This is a genomic window from Kiloniella sp. (assembly GCF_965205715.1).
GTDB lineage: Bacteria > Pseudomonadota > Alphaproteobacteria > Kiloniellales > Kiloniellaceae > Kiloniella.
In genome coordinates this window covers 49,664-73,761 of record NZ_CBDBHW010000014.1, presented here as the reverse complement: position 1 = coordinate 73,761, position 24,098 = coordinate 49,664, and the positions used below count along the sequence as shown (strand labels likewise).

23 protein-coding genes are annotated in these 24,098 nt (G+C 44.0%); 6 read left to right on the top strand and 17 right to left on the bottom strand.

The genetic code is table 11. From position 1 onward, the window contains the following. Positions 1-94: 94 nt before the first annotated feature. Complete coding sequence (tnpA, locus tag ACOGW3_RS17165; protein WP_419904131.1) at positions 95-517, bottom strand: IS200/IS605 family transposase; 423 nt, start codon at positions 515-517, stop codon at positions 95-97. A gap of 22 nt (positions 518-539) precedes the next feature. Between tnpA and ACOGW3_RS17160 the strand changes: the two genes are divergently transcribed. Continuing rightward, complete coding sequence (locus ACOGW3_RS17160; RefSeq protein WP_419901410.1) at positions 540-1,709, top strand: RNA-guided endonuclease TnpB family protein; 1,170 nt, start codon at positions 540-542, stop codon at positions 1,707-1,709. A 61-nt stretch (positions 1,710-1,770) separates the two neighbouring features. On the opposite strand, the gene parC is transcribed toward ACOGW3_RS17160, so the two are convergent. From parC to folK, 10 genes are all read right to left on the bottom strand, one after another. Beyond that, complete coding sequence (parC, locus tag ACOGW3_RS17155) at positions 1,771-4,023, bottom strand: DNA topoisomerase IV subunit A (RefSeq protein ID WP_419904130.1); 2,253 nt, start codon at positions 4,021-4,023, stop codon at positions 1,771-1,773. Positions 4,024-4,126: 103 nt separating this feature from the next. Next, positions 4,127-4,912 carry a substrate-binding periplasmic protein gene (locus tag ACOGW3_RS17150; protein ID WP_419904129.1) on the bottom strand — a complete coding sequence of 262 codons (786 nt, stop codon included), beginning with the start codon at positions 4,910-4,912 and terminating at the stop codon, positions 4,127-4,129. An 87-nt stretch (positions 4,913-4,999) separates the two neighbouring features. Further along, positions 5,000-5,713 (bottom strand): DNA repair protein RecO, encoded by a 714-nt coding sequence (recO, locus tag ACOGW3_RS17145; RefSeq protein WP_419904128.1) that lies wholly within the window; start codon positions 5,711-5,713, stop codon positions 5,000-5,002. Positions 5,714-5,811: 98 nt separating this feature from the next. Next, positions 5,812-6,753 (bottom strand): GTPase Era, encoded by a 942-nt coding sequence (era, locus tag ACOGW3_RS17140; protein WP_419904127.1) that lies wholly within the window; start codon positions 6,751-6,753, stop codon positions 5,812-5,814. 4 nt (positions 6,754-6,757) lie between these two features. After that, positions 6,758-7,471 carry a ribonuclease III gene (gene rnc / locus ACOGW3_RS17135; RefSeq protein WP_419904126.1) on the bottom strand — a complete coding sequence of 238 codons (714 nt, stop codon included), beginning with the start codon at positions 7,469-7,471 and terminating at the stop codon, positions 6,758-6,760. Beyond that, positions 7,458-8,333 (bottom strand): signal peptidase I, encoded by an 876-nt coding sequence (gene lepB, locus ACOGW3_RS17130; RefSeq protein WP_419904125.1) that lies wholly within the window; start codon positions 8,331-8,333, stop codon positions 7,458-7,460. The genes rnc and lepB overlap by 14 nt, the downstream gene beginning before the upstream one ends. 24 nt (positions 8,334-8,357) lie before the next feature. Continuing rightward, positions 8,358-8,762, bottom strand: a complete 405-nt coding sequence (gene acpS, locus ACOGW3_RS17125; RefSeq protein ID WP_419904124.1) for a holo-ACP synthase — start codon at positions 8,760-8,762, stop codon at positions 8,358-8,360. A 33-nt stretch (positions 8,763-8,795) separates the two neighbouring features. Continuing rightward, on the bottom strand, positions 8,796-10,940 hold the full coding sequence (locus tag ACOGW3_RS17120) for a RelA/SpoT family protein (RefSeq protein WP_419904123.1): 2,145 nt from the start codon (positions 10,938-10,940) through the stop codon (positions 8,796-8,798). A gap of 120 nt (positions 10,941-11,060) precedes the next feature. Beyond that, positions 11,061-11,435, bottom strand: coding sequence for a DNA-directed RNA polymerase subunit omega (rpoZ, locus tag ACOGW3_RS17115; protein ID WP_419904122.1), 375 nt, complete (start codon positions 11,433-11,435; stop codon positions 11,061-11,063). 125 nt (positions 11,436-11,560) lie between these two features. Beyond that, positions 11,561-12,061, bottom strand: a complete 501-nt coding sequence (gene folK / locus ACOGW3_RS17110; protein ID WP_419904121.1) for a 2-amino-4-hydroxy-6-hydroxymethyldihydropteridine diphosphokinase — start codon at positions 12,059-12,061, stop codon at positions 11,561-11,563. 201 nt (positions 12,062-12,262) lie between these two features. Here folK and ACOGW3_RS17105 point away from each other — a divergent pair, with 201 nt between their 5' ends. Next, complete coding sequence (locus ACOGW3_RS17105) at positions 12,263-12,925, top strand: NYN domain-containing protein (protein WP_419904120.1); 663 nt, start codon at positions 12,263-12,265, stop codon at positions 12,923-12,925. Positions 12,926-13,030: 105 nt separating this feature from the next. On the opposite strand, the gene smpB is transcribed toward ACOGW3_RS17105, so the two are convergent. After that, a complete protein-coding gene (gene smpB, locus ACOGW3_RS17100) occupies positions 13,031-13,522 on the bottom strand; it encodes an SsrA-binding protein SmpB (RefSeq protein WP_419904119.1) in 492 nt (163 codons plus the stop codon). A gap of 4 nt (positions 13,523-13,526) precedes the next feature. Next, on the bottom strand, positions 13,527-14,420 hold the full coding sequence (gene dapA, locus ACOGW3_RS17095) for a 4-hydroxy-tetrahydrodipicolinate synthase (RefSeq protein ID WP_419904118.1): 894 nt from the start codon (positions 14,418-14,420) through the stop codon (positions 13,527-13,529). 73 nt (positions 14,421-14,493) lie between these two features. Here dapA and ACOGW3_RS17090 point away from each other — a divergent pair, with 73 nt between their 5' ends. Then, positions 14,494-16,731, top strand: coding sequence for a lytic transglycosylase domain-containing protein (locus ACOGW3_RS17090; RefSeq protein ID WP_419904117.1), 2,238 nt, complete (start codon positions 14,494-14,496; stop codon positions 16,729-16,731). A gap of 181 nt (positions 16,732-16,912) precedes the next feature. Next, the gene (locus tag ACOGW3_RS17085; protein ID WP_419904116.1) at positions 16,913-17,344 is read left to right on the top strand and encodes an HAD-IA family hydrolase; all 432 of its coding nucleotides are present in this window, start codon (positions 16,913-16,915) and stop codon (positions 17,342-17,344) included. A 7-nt stretch (positions 17,345-17,351) separates the two neighbouring features. Here the strand turns inward: ACOGW3_RS17085 and istB are convergent, their stop codons facing one another. Then, positions 17,352-18,164 (bottom strand): IS21-like element helper ATPase IstB, encoded by an 813-nt coding sequence (istB, locus tag ACOGW3_RS17080; protein ID WP_419901088.1) that lies wholly within the window; start codon positions 18,162-18,164, stop codon positions 17,352-17,354. After that, positions 18,161-19,669, bottom strand: coding sequence for an IS21 family transposase (gene istA, locus ACOGW3_RS17075; RefSeq protein WP_419901087.1), 1,509 nt, complete (start codon positions 19,667-19,669; stop codon positions 18,161-18,163). Before istA ends, istB begins: the two co-directional genes overlap by 4 nt. 145 nt (positions 19,670-19,814) lie before the next feature. Here istA and ACOGW3_RS17070 point away from each other — a divergent pair, with 145 nt between their 5' ends. After that, entirely contained in the window at positions 19,815-20,171 is a 357-nt protein-coding gene (locus tag ACOGW3_RS17070; RefSeq protein ID WP_419904115.1) for an HAD-IA family hydrolase, read from the top strand. Between the two features lie 37 nt (positions 20,172-20,208). Continuing rightward, a complete protein-coding gene (locus tag ACOGW3_RS17065) occupies positions 20,209-21,195 on the top strand; it encodes a threonine ammonia-lyase (RefSeq protein ID WP_419904114.1) in 987 nt (328 codons plus the stop codon). Here ACOGW3_RS17065 and ACOGW3_RS17060 read toward each other — a convergent pair. Both ACOGW3_RS17060 and ACOGW3_RS17055 read right to left on the bottom strand, forming a co-directional pair. Further along, a complete protein-coding gene (locus ACOGW3_RS17060) occupies positions 21,188-21,781 on the bottom strand; it encodes a bactofilin family protein (protein WP_419904113.1) in 594 nt (197 codons plus the stop codon). The genes ACOGW3_RS17065 and ACOGW3_RS17060 overlap by 8 nt on opposite strands. Next, the gene (locus tag ACOGW3_RS17055) at positions 21,762-23,351 is read right to left on the bottom strand and encodes a peptidoglycan DD-metalloendopeptidase family protein (protein ID WP_419904112.1); all 1,590 of its coding nucleotides are present in this window, start codon (positions 23,349-23,351) and stop codon (positions 21,762-21,764) included. The genes ACOGW3_RS17060 and ACOGW3_RS17055 overlap by 20 nt, the downstream gene beginning before the upstream one ends. Between the last annotated feature and the right edge of the window lie 747 nt (positions 23,352-24,098).

Below are 24,098 nucleotides of genomic sequence, written 5' to 3'. Positions count from 1 at the left end.
TATTCATATAAAAACGGGGATCAAAAGATCCCCGTTTATCGGAACGCGCCGTAAAACCTCGTCCTTCAGGGCGGGGATATAAGGCGCAACCGCGCTAGCGCGGTTTTTTGTTGGCTCGCTGCGTTTCGACATATTTGCGGATAATATCGAGCGGCGCACCACCACATGAAGCGGCAAAATAAGACGGCGACCAAAGGACACCTTTGCGATACCTACCCGTAATTTCAGGGCGAAAGTTTCGCAAACGGCGACTGGATACACCCTTGAGACTGTTGACCAGCTTAGAGAGGGATATTTTGGGCGGATAATTGATAAGCAGATGCACATGGTCGTCTTCCCCGTCACACTCGACGAGTTGCGCCTCAAAGTCGTTGCAGACCTTGGCAAAGATGTGCCGCAAGTCCTGTATAGCCAGTTCTGACAGCACATCTCTGCGGTATTTGGTAATAAATACCAAGTGTACGTGTAGCGCAAAAACACAATGTCTGCCTGTGCGATATTCATTTGAGTTGTCCATAGACCAATGGTAGAGTCGAGATATGCTAAAGGCAACCAAAGTCCGATTGTATCCCACTGTTGACCAGAGGAAGGCGTTTGCCTTTCAATTTGGCGCGATGCGGTGGGCGTATAATTTTACTTTGGGCTGGCGTAGCTCCGCTTGGAAAGAGCGCGGCGAAAGCATCAGCAAGCGCCAGACCTTGGACAAGCTCGTTGAACTGAAAGCCACGGAAGAAACAGGCTGGCTAAAGGAAGCCGATAGCCAAGCCTTGCAACAATCGGTGATGCATTTGGATGATGCCTTTAAGCGATTTTTTAGAAAACAGGGCCGCTATCCCCGCTTTAAGAGCAAACACGGCAAACAAGCCATGTCCTACCCGCAACGGGTCAAAATTGTAAATGGTGTCAGTCTGTACTTGCCCAAAGTCGGCACGGTCAAAGCAGTTCTGCACCGTGAGATTGTAGGTAAGATTAAGACCGTCACCATCTCGCGCACTCAAACAGGTAAGTACTATGCGTCAATCTTGTGTGATGATGGGCTGGAGGTTCCAGCCCTCTTAAAAACGATTGAAGCGGACGCGGTGACGGGTATTGATTTGGGCATAACGCATTTAGCGATTGCCAGCACGGGTGAAAAACAAAAGAACCCCCGTATTTTGAAACGTGCGGCGGCCAATTTGCGCCGCAAGCAAAAAACACTGTCACGAAAGAAGAAAGGGTCGGCAAACCGCAACAAGGCGCGTGTACTTGTTGCCAAGGCTCACGAAAGAACTGCCAACACGCGCAATGACTTTCAACATAAATTGTCAAAACGACTGGTTGACGAAAATCAAGCAATCTGCGTGGAGACGTTGAAAGTCAAAAACATGCTCAAGAATAGGAAGCTTGCCAAACATATTGCTGACGCGGCATGGGGCGAATTGCTCCGAAAGCTGACCTACAAAACAGCTTGGTCAGGTAAGCACCTCGTGCAAATTGACCAGTGGTTTGCATCCAGTAAGACCTGTTCTGATTGCGGCACTAAGGTTGATGCTATGCCGCTGTCGGTGCGGCAATGGACGTGCCAGACCTGCGACCAAGAGCATGACCGCGATATTAACGCTGCCATCAATATTCGGCAGCAAGGTATCCTGAAACTAAAGGCGGAAGGGCTATCCGTCTCTGCTTGTGGAGGCTCGCGTAATTCTGGCACACTGCCAGTTGCAGCCTGAGAAACAAGAAGCCTCGTCCTTTAGGGCGAGGAGTAGTCACCGTGTGTAAGCGTTTCAATACTTAGCTAAATTTATTTGTACGCGGGAAACCCGTAGGGGGTAATCGTCCAGCGCTTGCTCTTCGACCTTGCCAATCTAGGGTTTCATTTCGTGTCCAGGTCCGACCTGATGTATCATTCCAGGTCAGTCCTTCACCTTTTTCAGTTCCTGATTTAAAGGTTTTAATATCTGAGAGGCCACCATCTTTATACTTTTGTAGGATGACGCCTCTGCCACGTGCCATTTCGGGGAGTTCCTCCAGCTTGAAAACGAGTAACTTTCTGTTTTCACCGATAACAGCAATAGAATCGTGATTTTCACCTATTTGGTAACAGATAAAAGCTTCAGCGCCTTGAGCAATATTAAGTACCTGTTTACCCGATCGGGTTTGGGCAATCACGTCGTCTTCGTTAATCTGGAACCCGCGGCCATCGGTTGAGGCTAGCAGTAATTGTTGTCCGGGACGATAGACAAGTATATCGACGATATCCTGATCATTTGGCAGGTCGATGATAAGCCGTAAAGGTTCACCAAATCCACGCCCCCCCGGTAACTTATCGGCTCCCAGGGTATAGAAACGGCCATTACTTGCAAAAATAAGGAGTCTGTCGGTTGTCTGCGCAAGGATGGAGAAACGACCGCTATCACCTTCTTTGTATTTGGCGTCCCCAGTGTCTTCCTGATGGCCTTTCATCGCACGGATCCAACCCTTTTCAGAGCACAGTATCGTTAAAGGTTCTTTTTCGATGACGGCCTCAAGCGGAACAAAGACGTCGGTTGGAGCATCTGATACTTCTGTACGACGTAGACCGAGCTTTGTTTTTTGGCCATAAGACTTCCTGAGAGCTTTAATTTGATTGCCGACAATTTCCCACCGGCGTTCTTCGCGTGCGAGAATATCTTCGAGATCAATTTTTTCAGCAGTCAGTGCGGCGTGCTCATCCTTGATGGCAATTTCTTCAAGTTTGCGTAAAGAACGCAACCGCATATTCAGGATGGCTTCCGCTTGATTCTCGGTCAGGGAAAACCGCTTCATTAGGGCTTGTTTCGGTTTATCCTCTTCGCGGATAATTTTGATAACTTCATCCAAATTCAGATAAGCGATCAAATAACCTTCGAGAACTTCCAGTCGGATTGCAATTTTACCCAATCGGAATTTGCTGGCCCGAATAAGTATTTCATGTCGGTGGTCAAGAAAAGCCTGAAGAACTTCGCGTAAGTTCATGACTCGTGGAACTTGGTCAGCGCCTAGAACGTTCATGTTCAAGCTAGCTTTACTTTCAAGCTCGGTTAATTTGAACAGAGATTCCATTAAGACCACAGGATCAACATTCCTGCTTTTGGGCTCAAGAACAACGCGAATGTCTTCTGCAGATTCATCTCTTACATCGTTGAGTAAGAAGAGTTTTTTATTGTTAATAAGTTCTGCAATTTTTTCTATCAGTTTAGATTTTTGAACCTGAAAAGGGATTTCAGTAACAATAATCTGATACTGACCGCCTTTTAAATCTTCCGTTTCCCATTTAGCGCGAACCCTGAAAGAACCACGGCCTGTCGAATAAGCCTGTAGGACAGCATCCCGTCCCTCAACCATAACGCCCCCAGTCGGAAAATCGGGGCCCGGCATGAAATCAACGAGTTTGTCAAAGCCGATATTGGGCGTCTTGATCATATAGAGCAGTGCATCGCAAATCTCGCCGACGTTGTGTGGCGGGATCGAGGTTGCCATGCCAACAGCAATCCCTTGAGCGCCATTCGCGAGCAGATTTGGAAAGGCTGATGGGAGTACGCAAGGCTCTTCTGATTCGCCGTCGTATGTCGGGCGCATATCAACTGTATCTTGATCGATACCATTTAACAATTCGCCAGCAATTTCAGTCAGGCGTGCCTCGGTATAACGCATCGCAGCAGCGTTATCACCGTCAATGTTACCGAAATTTCCTTGCCCGTCGATAAGAGGAAATCTTAGGGAGAATTCTTGTGCCAATCGTACCAAAGCATCATAGATGGATTGATCACCATGGGGGTGGAACTTACCCATGACATCACCAACAACACGGGCAGATTTTTTAAAGCCGGACCCAGGATCCAGCTTGAGTTGGCGCATTGCAAAAAGCAGGCGACGATGAACGGGTTTTAACCCATCGCGTACGTCCGGCAAAGATCTGGACATGATTGTAGAAAGTGCATAACTGAGGTAACGGTCAGACAATGCATCGACAAAACGAATATCACGGATTTCCTCAGAAGGAACTCTTTTAGAAGAACTACTCATATACCCCTCACAAACTCAGAAACATTGTACTCACAAGATCGGCTGAAGCAACCGTTTGGCGCTTAAGAATTTTGAATAAGAGGTTGTGAGATATATCTATTCGTCAGTTTGTTGCTGTGTTGGAGGTCCTTAACAGTGTCTCCCAGACACCATGATTTTTTATTTTCAGAAGTACTTCGTCGAATTCTTCTAAAAACTTAACTCCATAAGGCGAGTTTTTGGATACCAGTAGAGGGAATTTAGGGCTTGAACTCATGACAATAGGAAGAATGGTTACTTTGTCAGAAACGTTTAATTTTCTGATAAAACTGTCAGCAACCGGGGTGGCGTGAATAATGATATCAATTTGGTTATGAATAAGATGTTTTAAACAGATATCGAGAGTTGGTACAACTTGGAACGAAATGCCTTTTTCATCAAAGAAACGTTTGGCCCAGCCATTTCCCAACACATCACAATATCTTTTGTCTGAAAGAATATTCGTTATGTCTGCTTCGGATTTGAGGAGCTTTTCTTCTTCAGATCCTAATCTGACAATTGGTTGAAACCTAAGCGGAAAGACAATCCCTTCTGAAGCTCTTGCGAATGCCAACCTCTCCTGAGTTGGTGTGGTGATAAAGGCGTCGACCTCTCCCGTCTTTACAGCTCGTTGTGCCCGAGCCCAAGGAAGTCCTCGGTGCTCAATCGTTATATCCATTTGATTATGAATAATCTCATCCATTAATGCGGGAAGTATTCCAGAAACACTTTCCATTGATCCAACAGATATGGGTGCCCAGGATTCTGCATAAGCGACTTTAAATACAGGATCGTTAATTTCACCTGCATTTAATGAAAAGGGAATAATCAGTATGCTTGCTATGGTTAATATTTTAAAGCAACGTAACACCTTAGGCTCCATGACCTTAAATCGATAGCATACTATAGTATGATAAAATGGTTCATCAATTATTAGTACGAAATAAATAATATCGCGTTATAAAAAATTCTCTAATAAACGATCGCGAACACTTGGTAGAGATTTATCATGTGGGTGAAAAAGGTGGCGTTCAATAAAGTGGCCTGAAATTTTCAATCCCTGAGCTATTTCTTCGGGACCGCCTGTACCTTGTCCTGTCAAAAATAGAGGGAGAATAAATAGCTTGTCTTTGTAAGGCTCTCCGGCAGCAAGAGAAACGGCCCGACCTGATTTCGGGCTTATGTAAGCCAATTGATCATTGCGCCCACCACCGGCGCAAGCTGTTAGATCAATTCCAAACCCAAGGGCAGATAATTGAGCGAGTTCCCAGCGAACATATACTTCGCCCCAAAAATCTCCTTCAAGATACTCAAGCAGAGCCAGTAAACCTTCGTAGAAGGATGAGTTGGCTTCTCTTTCGGGAACCGCCTGCTCACAGATGGAAGCGGCTGATAATAATGCGGCCAGTCGACCGGGCTCATCAAATAGTCGGCCCGAAATATTATCTAATACTTCAGCATCATAATGTCCCAGGTGCTCGGGAAGTCGTCCTCCCCAGCGAACGTGAAGTTTATTTCCTGGCTCATAAGTCGAACGTTTCTTTTGACTAAGGCCGCCACGTACAAGACCTGCATGTCGACCATGTTCTTTCGTCAGAACCTGAGCAACAATATCATTCTCTCCAAAGGGGCGCGCAGAAAGAAGAATACCTTCGTCTTCCCAGTGAATCATCGATCAAAGGCCTTCTGAATGAGCGTGAACATTAGGTGAACAAGGTATCAGAGTTATCAATAGAATACTATTTAAATAATAAGGGTTAAGCGAAAGAATTAACTATCGAAATCTAAGCCCATTTCTCTATAGCGTGCAGGATCATCTGCCCACTTTTCTCGAACCTTTACATACAAGAAGAGGTGAACTTTTCGTTCCAGTGATTCTTCGAGATCTTTCTGAGACTTGGATCGTACCAATTTAATGGTCCTACCGCCTTTCCCAAGACACATGGCTTTATGAATATCTCTTTGAACGTAGATAGTTTGTGAAATTTTGACGCTGCCATCATCAAAATCTTCCCAGCTATCTGTTTCAACAGTCAGATTATAGGGCAATTCATCGTGTAAATTCAAAAACAGTTTTTCGCGGGTAACTTCCGCAGCAATCGACCGCATTGGGTGGTCGGAAAGCTGGTCTTCAGGGTAGAGCCAAATCCCTGCTGGAACTTCTTTGGCTAAGTGATCCATAAGATCATTTACACCATCCCCTTCTTGGGCGGAAATCATGAAGATTTCAGAAAATACGCCCATTGCCATAAACTCTTGCGCAAGAGCCAGCAATTTTTCGGGTTTTATTGAATCTATTTTGTTCAGTGCGAGAATGGCTTGTCGTTCTTGTTTTTGTAATCCTGCTATTATCGCACGCGTATCTTCACCAATTTTCTTACGGCAGGCATCATGCAGTACCACAACAATTTCAGCATCCCCTGCCCCTTTCCACGCCGAAGAAACCATTGCGCGTTCAAGGCGTTTTTTGGGAAGAAATATACCTGGAGTATCCACAAAGATAAGTTGAGATTTTTCGTGTATGGCAATGCCGCGGATCTGCGATCTGGTGGTCTGAACTTTATGGGTGACAATAGATACTTTGCCGCCGACCATTCTATTCATCAAAGTTGATTTACCGGCATTCGGAGCGCCGATAAGGGCTATAAAGCCGCAGCGCATATCTGAAACATTTCCATTTTCATCTGGCTGTTGTGTATCTTGATCGGTCATCAGATTAATTGCCATTCTTCTTAATAGATTTTAACAACTCGTTAGCAGCTTCTTGCTCGCCTTTACGCTTGGAATTACCTTGTCCCACGGCAGGAGCCAGACCTTTAACATTTACTTCAATATCAAAGACAGGTGCGTGTGGTGGGCCAGATCTTCCAACTTCACGATAAGCAGGAAGGGGAAGTCCTCTTCCTTGCGCCCACTCCTGCAGTGTTGTCTTCGCATCTTGCGGTGGAGCAATGTCTTGATTGAGCAAGGGAAGCCAATTTGTTTCAACAAACCTCTGGGCGCAAGCATATCCACCATCTAAATATAATGCACCAATCAAAGCTTCACAAACATCTGCTTGTAAGGCTGGGTTGGCTCGCTCGCCACTTTCTTCTTCACCTTTTGCCAATACAATTGATTTTTCAAGTCCCAAAGAACAAGCCACCAAAGCAAGGGCTTCTCTTCGGACAAGTGCCGTGAAGCGTTTTGCTAGAGAGCCTTCACTTTCATCCGGAAAATGACGTAAAAGCATATCGGCAATAACAAGCCCTAAAACTCGGTCGCCAAGGAATTCCAGGCGTTCATAGCTATCAGAAATGATACGGTTACGCCCACAGGCACTTGGGTGGGTTAAGGCTTGCTGAACTAAATTTAATTTGCTGAATTGGTGATCCAGTTTTACAGCAACAAGCTTTAGCTCAGCGAAACCCTTGGTCTCAATTGATGACATTAAAAATGCGTCCAAATCTAATCATTGTAGGCCACTTCCAAATTTCCCACCAATCGCCAACATTTTCACCATTATCATCGCCACGGTGAGAAAAGAAGAGAACATCTGCGCGGCCAATTAAATTTTCATAAGGAACCGGTCCAACACCGCTAAAACGGCTGTCTTGGCTATTATCACGGTTATCCCCCATAAAGAAGTAATAACCAGCCGGGACAACGTAAGGAGGTGTATTATCAGCACCCTCAGTGTCACTGCGCTCCCAAATCAGGTGTTTAACACCGTTGGGAAGGGTTTCTTCATATTCCTTTTCACCAAGGCGTAGACCGTCGCTACCATCACCGATACGTACGAGTTCACGCGGGGCAACAGTTCCGTTGATATAAAGCTGACCCTGAGATACCTGAATGGTATCGCCAGGCAGACCAACCAGGCGTTTTATGTAATCGATAGATGTATCGGTAGGCTTTCTGAAAACGATGACATCACCGCGTTCAGGTTCAGAACCGAGAATACGACCTTCGAAACTGTCCCCAAAAATTTTATCGCCAAACGGAAAGGAGTAACGCCCTACACCGTATGAAAACTTTGATACAAATAAATAGTCCCCGATCAATAATGTCGGTTTCATTGAACTTGAGGGGATATTGAAGGGTTCAAATAATATTGTTCTAACGGTCAAAGCGATTAACAGGGCGTAACCAACTGTTTTCACCCAACTTTCGTCTTCCGGCTTTGTCACGTTTTCTTCCGATACCTCTATGGCCGTCTCGATAGCTGCTGAAGCAGAATTTTTACTTGTCTCTATGGCTGAATCATCCGAATTAGCACCACTTTCTTCAGCATTCTGCTTACGATCAGACATTAATAAGAAATCCTTTAGGTTAATTTATTGCTCAGGTTCAGCTGATATCAGCACAAAGGCCTGCGCAAGGGGATAATCGTCAGATATAGTGACATGAAGCCTTGCTGTCATCCCCTGAGGTACCATATCACGCAAACGTGCCGCAGCAGCCCCTTTTAAATTGAGCTGGGGTTGGCCGCCTTTTGCATTCGTTACACCGATATCCTTAAAAAGAATACCATGACGCCACAAGCCTGTTCCCAATGCCTTGGCGCAAGCTTCTTTCACCGCAAAACGTTTGGCAAAGGTCGCCGCCGGGTTGGGGCTTGAATTTGCTTTTTCAGTTTCTTGTTCGGTAAATATCCGAGTAATAAAACGATCGCCAAATTTATCGAGAGATTTTTCTATACGCCGGATATCAACAAGATCATTCCCAATACCGAGAATCATGTCTTTACCCTGTTATAAAAAGCTCTGAGCAATTTAATTTCTCGCTCTTTCTACGGAATTGACAACTGACATCGCTCTTAGAGCAGCTGTGATATCTGCAAGATGCTTAACATCGTTTACTTCAACATCAACCATCATCTCAAAGAAATCCATAGAACGATGTACAATTTTAAGGTTGCTTATATTTCCCTGATTCTTACCGATGACTACAGACAAACCGCCAAGGCAGCCGGGTTCATTAGCGACGATTAATTTAAGCCGTCCTGTATGATGAGAGCCTTCAAATTCAGCAGCATCCCAGGCCACATCGATCCAGCGTTCAGGAGTGTCTTGATAATTAACCAGGTTGTCACAGTCGATGGTATGGATGGTAACGCCCTTACCTGTTGTCACGATACCTACGATGCGATCTCCAGGTAGCGGGTGGCAACAGCGTGCGTAATGTACGGCCATTCCCGGAATCAAGCCCTTGATAGGAAGAGCATTTTCCTTGTTGCCCGAAGGTTTTGTTTTCTTACGAGGGGAAGCAATATTCGATTTTGGTAACACCCGGGCGCCAGGATAGACTGCAACCAGGACTTCTCTGGCGGTATGGTGCCCCTGCCCCACACTAAAGTAGAGATCATCTGTATGATCCATGTGGAATTTACCAAGGATGCCTTCGATGCCTTTTTCAGTAAATTCATAACCTTCTTGGCGGAAGATTTTTTGGACCATCTGTTGACCGAGTGAACAGTACTGGTCTCGTTCTTGTAGTCTTATATAACGACGAATACAGGCTTTAGCTTTACCTGAGACGACAAACTTTTCCCAATCAGGTGACGGTTTCTGATTTTTTGAGGTTAGGATCTCGACCTGATCGCCATTATGAAGGATTGACCTGAAGGGAACCATTCGGCCGTTTACCTTGGCACCGACACAGGTATTACCAACCTCGGTATGAACCGCATAGGCAAAATCGATTGGGGTCGAACCACTTGGCAGAGATAAAAGAGCACCTTTAGGCGTGAAACAGAATACCTGGTCCTGGAACATTTCCATTTTGGTATGTTCAAGAAACTCTTCTGGGTTCGAGGCGTGATCTAGGATATCAAGGAGTTCGCGAAGCCAACGGTATTGGCGCCCCTCCATATGTTCACCGCCCTGCTTGTAAGACCAGTGAGCGGCAACACCCATCTCCGCAATATCGTGCATTTCCTGGGTACGGATTTGAACTTCAATCTTGTGACGTTCCGGGCCGATTATGCAGGTGTGAATGGATTTGTATCCATTTGGCTTGGGCGTCGATATGTAATCTTTAAAACGGCCGGGAACAACAGGATAACCACCATGAAGGACGCCAAGTGCTTGATAACAAGATCCAATATCTTTTACGATCAGACGAAAAGCCATAATATCAGAAAGCTGTTCGAAGGTAACAGCTTTGCGTTGCATCTTGCGCCAAATAGAATATGGGGCCTTTAATCTGCCAGATACTTCGCCTTCAATACCGTTTTCTTTAATGACTTTATTCAGTTGATCGATGATCTTCTTTGCAAGATTGTCTTCATCTTCACCCTTAAGAAAATCCAGCCGTTTAACAATGGATTCTCGTGCTTCAGGGTTTAATTGTGCAAATGACAGATCTTCTAACTGATCTTTAAATCGGTGCATACCAATTCGTTCAGCCAGTGGAGCATAAATGTCCATGGTTTCACGAGCGATACGACGTCGTTTTTCTTCTTTTTTGATAAAATGCAGAGTTTGCATGTTGTGCAAACGGTCAGCCAATTTGACCAAAAGAACTCTGATATCATCAGACATCGCAAGAACAAGCTTGCGAAAGTTCTCGGCATATTTACTTTCTTCGGATTGAAGCTCTAACCGGGTTAGTTTTGTCACGCCATCCACAAGACGTGCGATGTGGGTGCCAAAGGCTTTTTCAACAGTCTCTAAACTAGCTTCTGTATCTTCTACGACATCGTGAAGTAAGGCAGTTATGATGGAGTTGTGATCCAGCTTTAAGTCAGTAAGGATACCTGCGACTTCGACGGGATGGGAAAAATAGGGATCGCCAGACGCACGTTTTTGCGATCCATGGTATTTGGTCGCAAAAACATATGCTCTGTTAATCGCATCTTCGTCAGCGTCAACATCATAGGATTTGACGCGTTCAACCAGCTCAAACTGACGAATCATTGTAGATCAAACAGCCCTCTAAAAAATACAGCCTTCCAAAGAATGATACGCCGTGAATTGACGTAGGCCAAGCTCTGGAAGGCTGAATTTATTTGAAATCAACCGTCAAATGCAGACGGATTATTCAGATTCCTGTTCTAGATCGGTAGGAGTGTCTTCAACAGACATACCTTCTGCGTTGGCAAATTGTTCGCCAGCATCCGATGTAAGTAGAGCTTCTGGGCCAATCGCATCAAACTCTGGTTCGTCTTCATCGACTTCAGAGAAAGCGGCTTGTTTTTGCAGACCCTGAACCAAAGATGCCTTAACGGTATTAAGGTCAATTGTTTCTTCAGCAATCTCACGGAGAGAAACAACAGCGTTTTTATCGTTATCACGCTCTACCGTTAAAGGAGCACCTGATACGATTTCTCGTGCACGCTGAGCTGATAGCATTACGAGCTCAAAGCGATTAGGGACTTTTTCAACACAATCTTCGACTGTGACGCGTGCCATATGTGATAACTCCAGTATCGTATTAAACCCATGAACGGGCAATTGAATCGGGGCAATATATGAATCAGCTTAGCATATAGCAAGAATAATCAACAATTTATTAGAAAATAACAGAATTTATTGATTTATTCAGAGGAGAATTCCATGGTTTCTTGTTCTGTCGGTATTGTTTCGGCTAATTCTTTAGCCGTTTTCCCCAGAACTGGATGCTTCCATTCCTCATTAATATCCATTAAGGGCAACAGTACAAATGCCCTCTCATGCATTCTGGGATGGGGCAAAACAAGATCGTCATTTGGGTGACTGATGACGTCATGATAAGCGATCAAATCTAAATCGAGAATTCTTGGGGCATTTGGCACAGTTCTTATCCGACCAAACTCCTCTTCAACCCGGTGAAGCAGAGAGAGTAATTCATCGGGAGAAAGTTCAGTTTCAACTTCAGCAACTCCATTTACATACCAAGGGTCATCTGAAATGGGAACCGGGGCTGACTTTAACCATCTGGAGCACTGAGTGATTTTCAAACCAAGCTCTGCCAGCCTTGATAGTGCTGCCTGACAGGTTTGCAACGGCAGGCCGTATTTTGGACTTTCAAGGTTTGCGCCAAGGGCGATAATAATCACTTTTAATAGCCTTTTAATACTTTTTTACTTAAATTTGACTATTCATGACCCGTCAAAAAAGGGTAAATTATGATTAATGGAAACATTAGGATAAAGCGTTTACACTTATCATATTCATGGTGTCCAGAGTATAACCGAACAAGATCTGTATAATATCGACCTTATTTTTTATAAATTCATTTTTAAAAAGGTATTTCTATTATGAAATTTTATCAAGAAGAGCGTGTCGCCCTGTTCATTGATGGCTCGAACTTATACGCAACGGCACGCGCACTAGGTTTTGATATTGATTACAAGCGCCTCCTGTCTCTCTTTGCTGAACAATGTAAACTCATTCGGGCATATTATTATACAGCCCTGATTGAAGATCAGGAATACTCCCCTATCCGTCCCCTTGTTGATTGGCTTGATTACAATGGCTACAACATGATTACAAAACCCGCCAAGGAGTTTACGGACGCGACGGGAAGACGCAAAGTCAAAGGAAACATGGACATTGAACTGGCAATCGATGTCATGGAAATGTCTGATAACCTAGAGCATATCGTACTTTTTTCCGGAGATGGCGATTTTCGCCGATTGATCGAAGCCGTCCAACGTAAGGGCGTTCGGGTTACTGTTGTCTCAACTGTTCGCAGCCAACCGTCCATGATTGCGGATGAGCTTCGTCGCCAGGCTGATGTCTTTCTTGATTTGGTTGAACTCAAGGGCGAAATCGGCAGAAAAGTATCTGACAATCGTCCCTCTCCTCATTCAGCGCCACAAGCTCCGCCCGTCATTCAGGCTATTGATGATGATGATTATGATGGTGATGAGTATTATGACGACGAAGACGATGATGATTACGAAGACGATGAAGACTAGAAACTGACCAGTTTAATCAAAATAAAGGCCGCTTCTAAAGCGGCCTTTATTTTTGGATTAGCGTACTCGATTGGCTTTGATATCCTATCTCAATAAATGAGACAGTCAGCCATGGTCTTTAAGAATACGTGATTGTTGGCGTTTCCAATCGCGTTCTTTTTCAGTATTCCGTTTATCCACGGCTTTTTTACCGCGGGCAAATCCCAGGCTTATTTTCGCGATCCCGCGATCATTAAAATAAAGAGAAAGCGGTACGATTGTAAATCCATCACGACGACACATACCAATCATTTTTGCCAGTTCCTTTTTGTGGACCAGCAACTTTCGATGTCGTTTAGGTTCGTGATTAAAACGATTAGCCGCTTGCTCATATATTGGGATGTTGGCGTTAATCAAAAAGAATTCACCGTTCTCCTCGCTGGCATAGGCCTCCAAAATAGAGGCCTTGCCAGATCGGAGTGATTTGACTTCTGTTCCAACTAACATCAAGCCAGCTTCAAGCGTGTCTTCTATCTGATAATCGTACCGGGCACGGCGATTAACAGCGACAGTTTTTCCTTTACCTGTATCCGCTTTTTTCTTTTTGGCCTTGCCCATAAGATTAACCGTCAATCAATCCGGCATGAGCCATAGCAGAACGAACGCGATCCTCGGTTTCTTTACTGACTGTCAGTAGAGGTAGACGCAATCTGTTCGCACCCCAGCCCAAAAGATGCATGCCGTATTTTACTGGACCTGGGCTAGATTCGATAAACAGTACTTCATGGAGCGGCGTAAGAAGATCGTTGATCTTACTTACCTTCTCATAATCACCAGCCCACCAAGCTTCGTGAAGATCAGCACAGAGTTTTGGTGCAATGTTGGCTGTTACCGAAATACAACCATGACCGCCAAGCGAAAGGAAAGGTACGATTGTTGCGTCTTCACCGCTCAATAGGGTGAAGTCTTCGCCACAAGCAAGTCTGGTACGCACAGGAAGGGCTAGATCAGCTGTCGCATCTTTAACGCCTCGAATACGAGGCAGTTCAGAAAGCCTTTTTAGAGTATCGACGTCAACGTTTACGATACTGCGACCAGGGACATCATAAACAATGATCGGAATGTCTGAATTATCGTGGATCGCTTTAAAGTGCTGATAGAGACCTTCTTGTGAAGGCTTGTTGTAATAGGGTGTAACAACCAAAGCAGCATCGGCACCAACTTCTTGTGCGTGCTGTGTAAAATCAATGGCTTCACGTGTAGAGTTAGATCCGGCACCTGCAATTACAGGTACCCTTCCCTTTGCGACTTCAAGACAAAGTTCTGTTACACGTTTATGTTCGTCGTGACCTAGGGTTGGCGATTCCCCCGTAGTTCCGACGGGGCATACCGCGTGGCTCCCTTGATCGATCTGCCATTCAACGAAGTTCTGAAACCGCTTCTCATCAACATCACCATTATCGAACATGGGTGTTGCGAGCGCGGGAAAAGAGCCTCTAAAAAGCGGTCCGGTCATAGCGATACCTCAAAATATCATCGTTAAGTGCTCAAAAGGGCCGAATGCCTTAATGAAAGGCGGAGAATAGCGAGTGATTTGCGATGCGAAAAGACAAAATAATGCCTGTAGTACAATTTCTTTTTATAAAGTGGGTTTATCGGTCAAAAAATTCAGTAAAAATTCATTCAGAATGGCTAATAGCTATTTTGTGATCGCCTACAGGTGGCATGAAGGTCATTGGGCTGATAGACTTTGCGTCATGAAATTATTAATGCGCCGGCTTCGGAAAATAAATTTACCTAAAACATTCTTAGTTATTGGAATTATTTCTTTTTTCCATAATGCTCCCCTGAAATTAAATTTTGTTACCTTTATAAATACGGCGAACGCTGCAGTGTCCTCTGGTACACAGGATTTTGCAAAAGACAGGACTTTATTTAAATCTGTGAGGCAGCACGTAATACAAAAGCAATATTCTCGCGCTTTGAGCCAGGCCAAGAAAATTAATGACTCCCTTTTAAAGGAGATTGGCCTATGGGTTGTTCTGTCCAGTAATGTCGGTGTTGGTGACTACGATCAATTAGGACGTTTTATTGCTGATCCTACAAATTGGCCTCGCCAAAGTGTCCTGAGGCGCAGTGCGGAAAAGAAATTACCCGCAAATATGTCTGCTTCAGAAACTTTTGAATGGTTTGAAGAACAAAAACCAACAAGCCTTGAAGGTCTTATCAGGTATGTATTTGCCTTGGAACAATCTGGTAGATCTAATCATGCCGAGGAATCAATACGCGAGTTTTGGCGATTTAACTATCTCGGCAAGACTGATGAAAAAAAGTTCCTAAAAAAATACAGTAAAATCGTTCAAAATGATGATCATATAAAACGTCTTGATATCTTGATTTGGAATAAACATTTCGTTGCTGCCAATAGACAACTGCCAAGAGTTTCAAAAGAATATCAAGCTTTAGGAAACGCACGGATCGCCCTACTTAAACGAAAAGGGAATGTCGATGGTCTCCTTCGAAAAGTACCCGCAAATTTGCAAAAGGATCCCGGCCTTATTTTTGCCAGGGCAAAGTGGCGTTTAAAGGCAAACAGAAATCAAGACGCGATAGATCTTCTTGATCCTCCTTTAAAAGACCCTGTGGAGCCGGATAAATGGTGGTCGTTAAAACACTGGGCTGCAAGAAAGCTCCTTGTTAACAATGAATTTGAAAAAGCTTATCGGATTTCTTCTTCTCATGGGCTAACACAAGGAGTTGGTTTTGCTGAGGGAGAGTGGCTAACAGGTTGGATTGCTTTGCGAAAACTTGGTATGCCACGTAGAGCTTATACTCATTTTCATCAATTATATAACGGTGTGAAGTCCCCTATTAGTAAAGCCAGAGCTGCCTATTGGTCTGGAAGAGCCGCCAAAGAAATTGGTCATGACGATTGGGCAAAAAGGTGGTTCACGATTGCTGCGGCCCATAAAACGACTTTCTATGGCCAACAGGCTGGATACGAACTAGGTGACCGCCCTGCTATAAACAATAGCGATGCATTAAACGTTACAAATGAGCAGAAACTCTCTTTTAACGACAAAAAGATCGTAAGATCTATTCTACTGCTTAATAAGTTGGGCGAGGATAAGCTTGTTACGATTTATTTAACGCGGTTACGATTAGATTCTAAAACGAAAGAAGATCATATACTTGCGGCTAATTTAGCCCTGGAAATCGGTCAGCCTAACATTGCACTGAGAACGGCTAAATCCGCACGCCAAAAGGGAATACTTCTCCCTGATTTACTTTACCCAGACCTCTCATTTTCTCCTCCAAATGGGGCGAATACAGAGCCGGCACTCATCTTGGCATTAATTCGCCAAGAAAGTGAATTTAACCACAAGGCCATAAGCCACGCCGGTGCTCGTGGACTTATGCAGTTAATGCCCGCAACAGCCAAATCGGTCGCAAAAAAAGAAAAGGTTAAATATAAAAAACAAAATCTGACCAATGATCCTTCATATAATGTTCGACTGGGTACAGCTTATCTTTCAGAATTAATCAGGTCTTTCAAGGGATCCTATGTCATGGCCTTGGCTGGGTATAATGCTGGCCCTCACAGGGTAAAAAAATGGATTAAAGACTATGGTGATCCAAGAGATCCTAGCGTGGATGTTATTGATTGGATAGAGCAAATCCCCTTCAATGAAACGCGTAACTATGTACAGAGGATACTGGAAAGCCACCTTATATATAGGGATAAGCTAAAACAGTCGACACCGACCACAACTATTGTCGGCCAGCTCCCCTACTCATTATGGGGACATCCGAATTCGGGTAGCTAAGATCATGTATATCGTTCGACCCTGGTTAGGTCGTTGGCACTGATGAATAACATTAGATTTTACGAAAATTTATCCTGAAGAGAATAAGTATTGTTACTTTTTAAGACTAATTTTTCGCTCTGTTCAATGGTAAAATATTTGTATTCTCGCCCATATAATTAATTCTACCTAAGGTCATAAAATGCAGGAACAACCTATAAAAGCCTTTGTGTTCGATGCTTATGGGACACTACTTGATGTTCATTCTGCGGTTGGAAAATCACGAAATGATCTCGGTGATAAAGCTGATGATATCTCAAATATATGGCGAACTAAACAGCTAGAATATACCTGGTTACGCAGTCTTATGGGCAAACATTGCGATTTTTGGCAGGTAACTTCTGATGCTTTGACATATGCTTTGCGCTGTCATGATATGGAAAATAATCAACGACATGACAGGTTAATGGCCCATTATTTAGAGCTCACAGCCTATCAGGATGCGCTGGATACAGTGAAATATCTAAGGTCTCTGGGGTATCCGACTCTCATTTTGAGTAATGGTGTAGAGCGTCAACCACTTTGTCCGGTTGCGTCAACCACCTTGGCCGCTTTTGATGCGGCTGTGATCTGACGTTTATTTACGATGCTTCAGGCATATTTTTCACCTTTTTGTTTGTGGTTTTCCGCAACATTTTTTTGAGATTTTGGGCGGCTTCCCATTGTCTGTAGCTGTCGATATTCATCTCAAGAATGGTTGAGTGGTGAACAAGACGATCGATTGCTGCAACGGTCATGGCCTTATCTTGAAAAATATTGTCCCATCCGCTAAAAGGTTGATTGGCAGCAATTGCAATACTTCGGTACTCATATCGTCTGGCGATCAATTCAAAGAGCACGGATGTTTCAGATATATCCCTTTGTGCATAGGTAATATCATCGAGAATGATGAGATCAAATTTATCGAGTTTTGCGAGGGCGTTTTCGAGCATAAGTTCACGTCTGGCAGCCTGGAGTTTTTGCACCAGATCACTGGTTTGCGTATAGAGCACACGGTATCCAGCCTCTATAAGAGCATAACCTACGGCGCATAGGAGATGAGTTTTTCCTCCCCCTGAATTTCCAATGGCAATCAGATTTGCTCTTGCGTCAATCCAGTCACCGGCAGACAAGGCTTCGACCTGCGCCTTTTTCACGTTAGGCAGCCGCTTGAAGTTAAAAGTGGCCAGAGTTTTTCCGCCCAGCAGGTTTGATGCGTTGAGATGGCGTTGAATGCGTCGCGTGTCCCTTTCGGCCAATTCATATTCGGCCAAAACGGCAAGGAACCTGGCTGCTGACCAGCCCTCCTTGTCGGATTGGATTGCGATATCTTGCCAGTGTTTGTGAAAGCTGGGTAATCGTAAGTCAGTTAGCATAAGAGGCAGCTTGTGCTGATCCACTTCAATGTTTGTCATGCCCGATCCTCCAACAGAGTATCAAAGACTGATAATGAAGGTTGAACCACGGGAATATCAGGAGGTAAATCCGTGTTCTTTTTTGTGATATTCAGCTTAAGTTTTTTTGCGCAAGGTAGCCTTCCTGCATTGATTTCTCTCGAAATCAGGTGCGCGACTTCGGCCTCACAAGCCTCTTCGTGCGCAAGGAAAAGTATCCCAACCATCTGACGACACGCATCTCTGCGGGACAACTTTTTCTGAAACAATGTCCAGGCCAGGGAGTACTCGGTTCTTGGAAAAATACTGTCACGATAAATAGAATTGGCGAGTGCCTGAGGTTTACGTTTGAGAGCATGAATGACGTGATGATAATTGATAACATGAATGCGGGGGCCTTTGCCGTGCCCCCGCTCACGAGAATGGCTGACGACATGAGTGCTGCCTAGATAGGCTTCTATCCGGTTATCGTAAATATGGACACGCAAGCGTTGACCAATTAGGCGAGAAGGGGCGCTATAAAAAACCTGCTTAACTAAAAAACCACTTGTTTTGGTAACTCTCGACACGACTTCAGTGTAATCTGTTGTTCGCCGAGGAGGTAACGCCTTGAGAGATTTCAACTCTGTTTGGATATCTTGGTCACGATGTTTGTTCCGTCTAGCAATCAGCTCGTCCAAAAATCGCCGATACTCATCCAAAGTGTCAAAGTCATTACTGCCACGCAAAATCAGGGCCTGCTTTATCGCAGTCTTAAGGTGACCGTGGTGAGATTCAATGGCACCGTTCTCGTGTGATTCCCCTCTGTTATTTCGACTGGCCTCCATACCGTAGTGCTCAACAAAAGCAGAATAACGTTTGGTAATGTCCTCCTTTTCCTCAACGCTCAAATTCCGAAAGGCCGCAGACAGGCTGTCGGTCCGGTGGTTTTCAGGAGCGCCCCCCAAGGACCAAAGCGCATTTTGTAAGTTCTCCGCAAGGGCTGTAAAACTCTCACCGCCAAGTACGACCCCAACATGTTCCCATCGGCTATATACCAGAACAAAATGATAGAGCCGATGCACCAAAGGATCTCCTGCAATGGTAATACTTAAGTCGGCTGCATCCGTGAAATCTGATTGGCCCATGTAACCCGGCTCAGGTGTTTGCCTGAAAATGATATCCTTTTCAGGGCCATTCAGAGCCCGCCATCCCCGAACTCGGCGCTCTAACGTGCGCTTGACACGGTCATCGGGAAAACGGAGCGGATAGAGGCTCTGTATGTGGCGCAACAAAGTAATGGGTTTGACCGAGTTGTCTTTATCCAAAATGGGAAGGATGTCCTTATCCCAGATATCTTCAAGCGGATCAGAAACTGTTCGCCCTCGCTTTATATTGCGTTGTGACGGTAAAGTCGCATCAACGTCAAATCGGCGGGCCGTGCGTTCGCTAAACCCTGCGCGGGCAGCGGCGGTTCGTTGACCATGAGTTTTTCTATCTGTCATGTAAAGTCTCAGTTGTTCATCTGTGATAAATTTATACGGCAAACAGGTTCCTCCAATTACATCTAGAGGTTCCTAATTTATCAACTCACAGCAGCTTGTAACTAACACCAAATTAAGCCTTGGCCGGTGGATCTGATTATCAAACGGGCACGCCCTTTTTAATGATCAGATCCACCGGCCAAGGTGGTTGTCGCAACCGGCCAAGGTTATTGTCGCTGAACATAATGGTTCGCAAATCATGCTGGATAAAGCTGTGGAAAATTCTGGTTTGAAGGGACTGATTGATAAGGCAATTTCAATTGATGAAATCGGGGTCTATAAACCTTGTCCTTCTGTATACAGATTGGCCACCGATTATCTGGATTGCTCTGCGTCTGAAATCTTTTTTGTTTCAGCGAATGCATGGGACGTGGCAGGGGCAAATAGTTTTGGTTTTCGAGTGGCTTGGATTAATCGTTTCGGGCGGCCCCCAGAAATCCTACCCGGTGGTCCAGAAATCATAATTGACAGGCTGTCAGAACTAAATCAGCTTACAGATCTGTAATTCAATAAATTCCTTACCCAGAATAAGCGATCCGAATATGAACACTGAGTCTGCTCCAGATTTTTCCGATATTCTTGATGCACGAGATAATTTATTGGGAAAGGCGATCAGGACGCCACTTCTCGAAAATGCGGATTTAAACCGCATCGCCGGGGGAAGAGTATTTATCAAACCCGAAGTGTTGCAACATACGGGGTCTTTTAAATTCCGGGGTGCTTATAACTTTATTTGTCGGTTAAATGATGAGCAAAAACAGAGAGGGTTAGTTTCCTATTCGTCTGGAAATCATGCTCAGGGGGTTGCCTACGCAGCAAAGCTTCTTGGGGCAAAGGCAACTATTATTATGCCCAGTGATGCGCCTGAAATTAAAATCAATAATACGCGGGGGTTTGGGGCTGAGGTCATTTTATATAACAGGTTTGAAGATGACAGAGAAGCTATTGGTAACCGAATTATGCATGAGAGTGGCGCATTATTAATTCCGCCTTATGATCACCCTTTCATCATCGCCGGCCAGGGAACCTGCGGACTTGAAATAGCAGAACAGGCAAAAGAGATCGGGGTTGTTTTAGATGGAGTGGTAATCTGTTGTGGCGGTGGAGGTCTAACTTCTGGTGCCGCTCTTGCAATTAAAGAGCTTTCCCCAACAACTCAAATTTACAGTGCCGAACCCAAAGGTTTTGATGATACCGCGAAATCACTTTTAAAGGGCCATCGCGTGAGTGTTTCTCCAACGGCCAGATCCATATGTGATGCCGTCTTAACGCCGACACCCGGAGAAATGACCTTCTCCCTCAACAGCCAACTTGTAAGCAAAGGTTTAGTTGTGTCTGATGAGGAAGTCCGAAAAGCTGTCAAATTTGCCTTTAACACTTTAAAGCTAGTCGTTGAACCAGGCGGAGCCGTGGCTCTTGCATCTGTATTACAGCAAAGAATAGAGACAAAAGAAAAGGCCATCGCTCTTACCCTTTCAGGTGGAAACGTTGACCCTTCTAGATTTTTAGAGTGTTTGGAAGTTAATTAGAATTACTATTCCACGAAGAGGATCCTAAGCTACTCGGCTTATTTTCCGCTACTTTATCATCTTGCTTTATATTTGATTGAACCGGACTTTCTGAAGTCGATGAATTCAAATTTGAAAAACCATTATCTGTAGCTGAAGAGTTTATAGCGGGAGTTTCTTTCAGAGGTAAAGTCTCTAAAACTTGGGATTTATAGTCAGCTTGGTCTGAAATGCGTTTGAATTGCCCTTCAACCTGAGCGCCAGCTTCAATCGCAATGGATTTATGTAAGATATCACCAATAACTTTGGCTGTACTTGCCAGGGTTAGTGTGTTGGCATTCAATTGCCCGCTAACCATTCCGCAAACTCTTATTTCTTCAGCATTAACAGAGCCTGTTACAACAGCCTTCTCGCCAATAGTGACGCTGCGACAAGTGATATCGCCCTGGACAGTACCGTCGATTTGAAGATCGCCTGTAGACGTTAAATCCCCCGTCAAGCTTAAGTCAGGACTCAAGATTGAAGGAATACCAGATGGCTCGATTTTTTTAGAAGGAGAAGCCGTTGTCGCGACTTTCGTATTGGGTTTATTGGACTTTGAAAACATTTCTACCTGCCAAAATAAATTTTCGAGGATCTACGGGTTTACCATTGTATAAAACTTCATAGTGAACGTGTGGTCCTGTACTACGTCCAGAATTTCCAAGTAATGCAATTTTTTCTCGGTGAGAGACTTCCTGGCCTTGTTTAACCAGTAGTTTTCGTAGGTGTCCATATCGGGTTCTGATGCCATTGCCATGATCGATTTCGACCAGGCGGCCGTAACGGCCTCTCCAGCCTGAATAGACCACCTTACCAGGTGCTGGGGCATACACCGACGATTTCATTGGTGCAGCCATATCAAGACCACTATGCACCGAAGTTTTCCCGGTAACAGGATCTCTGCGTTTACCAAAAGAGCTGGAAATTCGATACTGATCAATTGGCGTTGTTAAGGGCAATTTTGAGACAACCTCTTGAAGGGACTCCCACCGACTTAACTGCATATCCAGCAAATTAACTGATTGCTCGAAGTCTGCGCTTTCCTGAACTTCATCTATTGGTATGTAGGGTCCGCCCTGCCCAGTTTGAAGATCTTCAGAACCCAACAACTTATCCAAATTAAGGCCTGTCATTTGAACTGTTTTTTCTATGACATCCAAACTGTATTTCGAACGCTCCGTTAATCGTTCGATGAGCTCTCTTTGAATATTTGATACTTCAATCAGAGAATTTTTAAGCTGGCTTACTTCACCTTCTAGCCCCTGATTACCTCTTCTGAACATATCAAGTATAGTAGCTTGTTCGACAAGTTGGATATTACTTTGTTCAATATCTTGGTCAGCAATACGTTTGGCTTCCTCTAAAGAGGCCATTTCAAGCTGCTGCTCATCAATCTGCTGATCTCTTTCAGACAAGCGCTCTTTAAGAACAATAATTTCGTCGTTGAGATTACTTACTTCGGTGAGTATTTGCTCACGATTTTTCTCTAAATCGACTTTTGCCTTCGTAACTTCTTTTAACTGATCTTGTACCTGTATCAGTTTGCCACCAAGCATTTTTCCTGCTTGTGCGGATTTGTTTCGTTCTTCTTCGGATATTGCGAGAACTTCGCGTAATTGAATAGCTTGGCTTTCAAGTGCAGCACTTTGTCCCGCAATCGTTTGTAAATCGCCTTCAAACTGTTCCAGTTTGTCTTCCAAAGCTTGCCGGGCAAGAGCGACACGGGCTCTCTCATTTTCTGAGTTTTTCAGCTTAACCGTCTTGTTCTCAGACGCTTTACTTATTTCTTCACCATCTAGTAGGCCAAGTAACTGGTCTTGATTTTCTTGAAGATCATTTGTGATTTTTGAAAATTGAGTATGGTATTCGCCAACCTGCTTTAGCAGGTTAAAGTAATCCAATTTCTGTTCTTCAATTATTTGGTTTTTGCCCGCGATGCGTTGCTCAGTAACAAGCATAGTGCCAGAAGTGAATGCCATCCAACCAGCTAAAGCCAAGACGCTTGTGGCAATTCCCTTTTGAATTGTAGGGGTTAGCCTGATGAAACGAATTTGATCGTGAGAACGGATATGGATTTCACGTGGTGCGAATATCTGATCTATTTTAAACTTCGCTCTGTGCATAAATTCTTGCACACCCATCCCCCTGATTAATGTTCTCGAAAATGCACTAGTGGAATTACCATTTTGCTATGCACTTTGGAACAAAAAATTAACATATATATAACTTGGGACAAATTTATACTCGATGCTGTACCACCTTTCAAAGAGAAAGCGGAAAAGAATACACATAATCATATTTATTTTGGTATTCTCTAACTATATCCCTTTGTTAGAAGATAAGCTGGAAAACATTAAGATATTTATAAGTTAAATCAATGGTATATAAATGTTAATTGTAATGGTTGGGTCTAATCATTTGGTGAGAGGATAACTCGTCTAAACGAAATCCGGTATGGAGGTTTTTGTAATCAAAAGGATGGTATCCTTCATTGGATTCGAAAACATGAGGTTATTTTTCACTATTCTTTTCATACCAAACTTTTCAATATTTGTTTGAGGAGTAGTGCTCCTTTCATAAGTTTTGTCCTTCTAAAGACGTATTGAAATACAAGAACATAGCTTAATTGCAGCCAATTAATAATTAATCTCACCTAACCTTATTCAAATTCCTTTCCGAGTTATTACAAAGAAATTATTGATTCTAGAACGTGTAAGCGTTGCACTGGAGTGACGTTGCACTGAAGTGATAAGAGATGAAGAAATACGACAAATTTGATTTTGAAATTTCAGATTGCCCCTTAGATGATGAATACAATGAGGCGAAATTTGTCCTTGGTATTATATTAATTATAGAGAATCGATAACAGTCTCTCTCTGTTA

Excerpts from the sequence above, each read along its gene's own strand:
- lepB (WP_419904125.1), bottom strand. The coding sequence starts at position 8,333 with ATGTCTGATCGTAAGCAGAATGCTGAAGAAAGTGGTGCTAATTCGGAT.
- parC (WP_419904130.1), bottom strand. The coding sequence starts at position 4,023 with ATGAGTAGTTCTTCTAAAAGAGTTCCTTCTGAGGAAATCCGTGATATT.
- istB (WP_419901088.1), bottom strand. The coding sequence starts at position 18,164 with ATGACAAACATTGAAGTGGATCAGCACAAGCTGCCTCTTATGCTAACT.
- ACOGW3_RS17085 (WP_419904116.1), top strand. The coding sequence starts at position 16,913 with ATGCAGGAACAACCTATAAAAGCCTTTGTGTTCGATGCTTATGGGACA.
- ACOGW3_RS17060 (WP_419904113.1), bottom strand. The coding sequence starts at position 21,781 with ATGTTTTCAAAGTCCAATAAACCCAATACGAAAGTCGCGACAACGGCT.
- dapA (WP_419904118.1), bottom strand. The coding sequence starts at position 14,420 with ATGACCGGACCGCTTTTTAGAGGCTCTTTTCCCGCGCTCGCAACACCC.
- era (WP_419904127.1), bottom strand. The coding sequence starts at position 6,753 with ATGACCGATCAAGATACACAACAGCCAGATGAAAATGGAAATGTTTCA.
- rnc (WP_419904126.1), bottom strand. The coding sequence starts at position 7,471 with ATGTCATCAATTGAGACCAAGGGTTTCGCTGAGCTAAAGCTTGTTGCT.
- recO (WP_419904128.1), bottom strand. The coding sequence starts at position 5,713 with ATGATTCACTGGGAAGACGAAGGTATTCTTCTTTCTGCGCGCCCCTTT.
- rpoZ (WP_419904122.1), bottom strand. The coding sequence starts at position 11,435 with ATGGCACGCGTCACAGTCGAAGATTGTGTTGAAAAAGTCCCTAATCGC.
- ACOGW3_RS17065 (WP_419904114.1), top strand. The coding sequence starts at position 20,209 with ATGAACACTGAGTCTGCTCCAGATTTTTCCGATATTCTTGATGCACGA.
- ACOGW3_RS17105 (WP_419904120.1), top strand. The coding sequence starts at position 12,263 with ATGAAATTTTATCAAGAAGAGCGTGTCGCCCTGTTCATTGATGGCTCG.
- acpS (WP_419904124.1), bottom strand. The coding sequence starts at position 8,762 with ATGATTCTCGGTATTGGGAATGATCTTGTTGATATCCGGCGTATAGAA.
- ACOGW3_RS17120 (WP_419904123.1), bottom strand. The coding sequence starts at position 10,940 with ATGATTCGTCAGTTTGAGCTGGTTGAACGCGTCAAATCCTATGATGTT.
- smpB (WP_419904119.1), bottom strand. The coding sequence starts at position 13,522 with ATGGGCAAGGCCAAAAAGAAAAAAGCGGATACAGGTAAAGGAAAAACT.
- tnpA (WP_419904131.1), bottom strand. The coding sequence starts at position 517 with ATGGACAACTCAAATGAATATCGCACAGGCAGACATTGTGTTTTTGCG.
- ACOGW3_RS17160 (WP_419901410.1), top strand. The coding sequence starts at position 540 with ATGCTAAAGGCAACCAAAGTCCGATTGTATCCCACTGTTGACCAGAGG.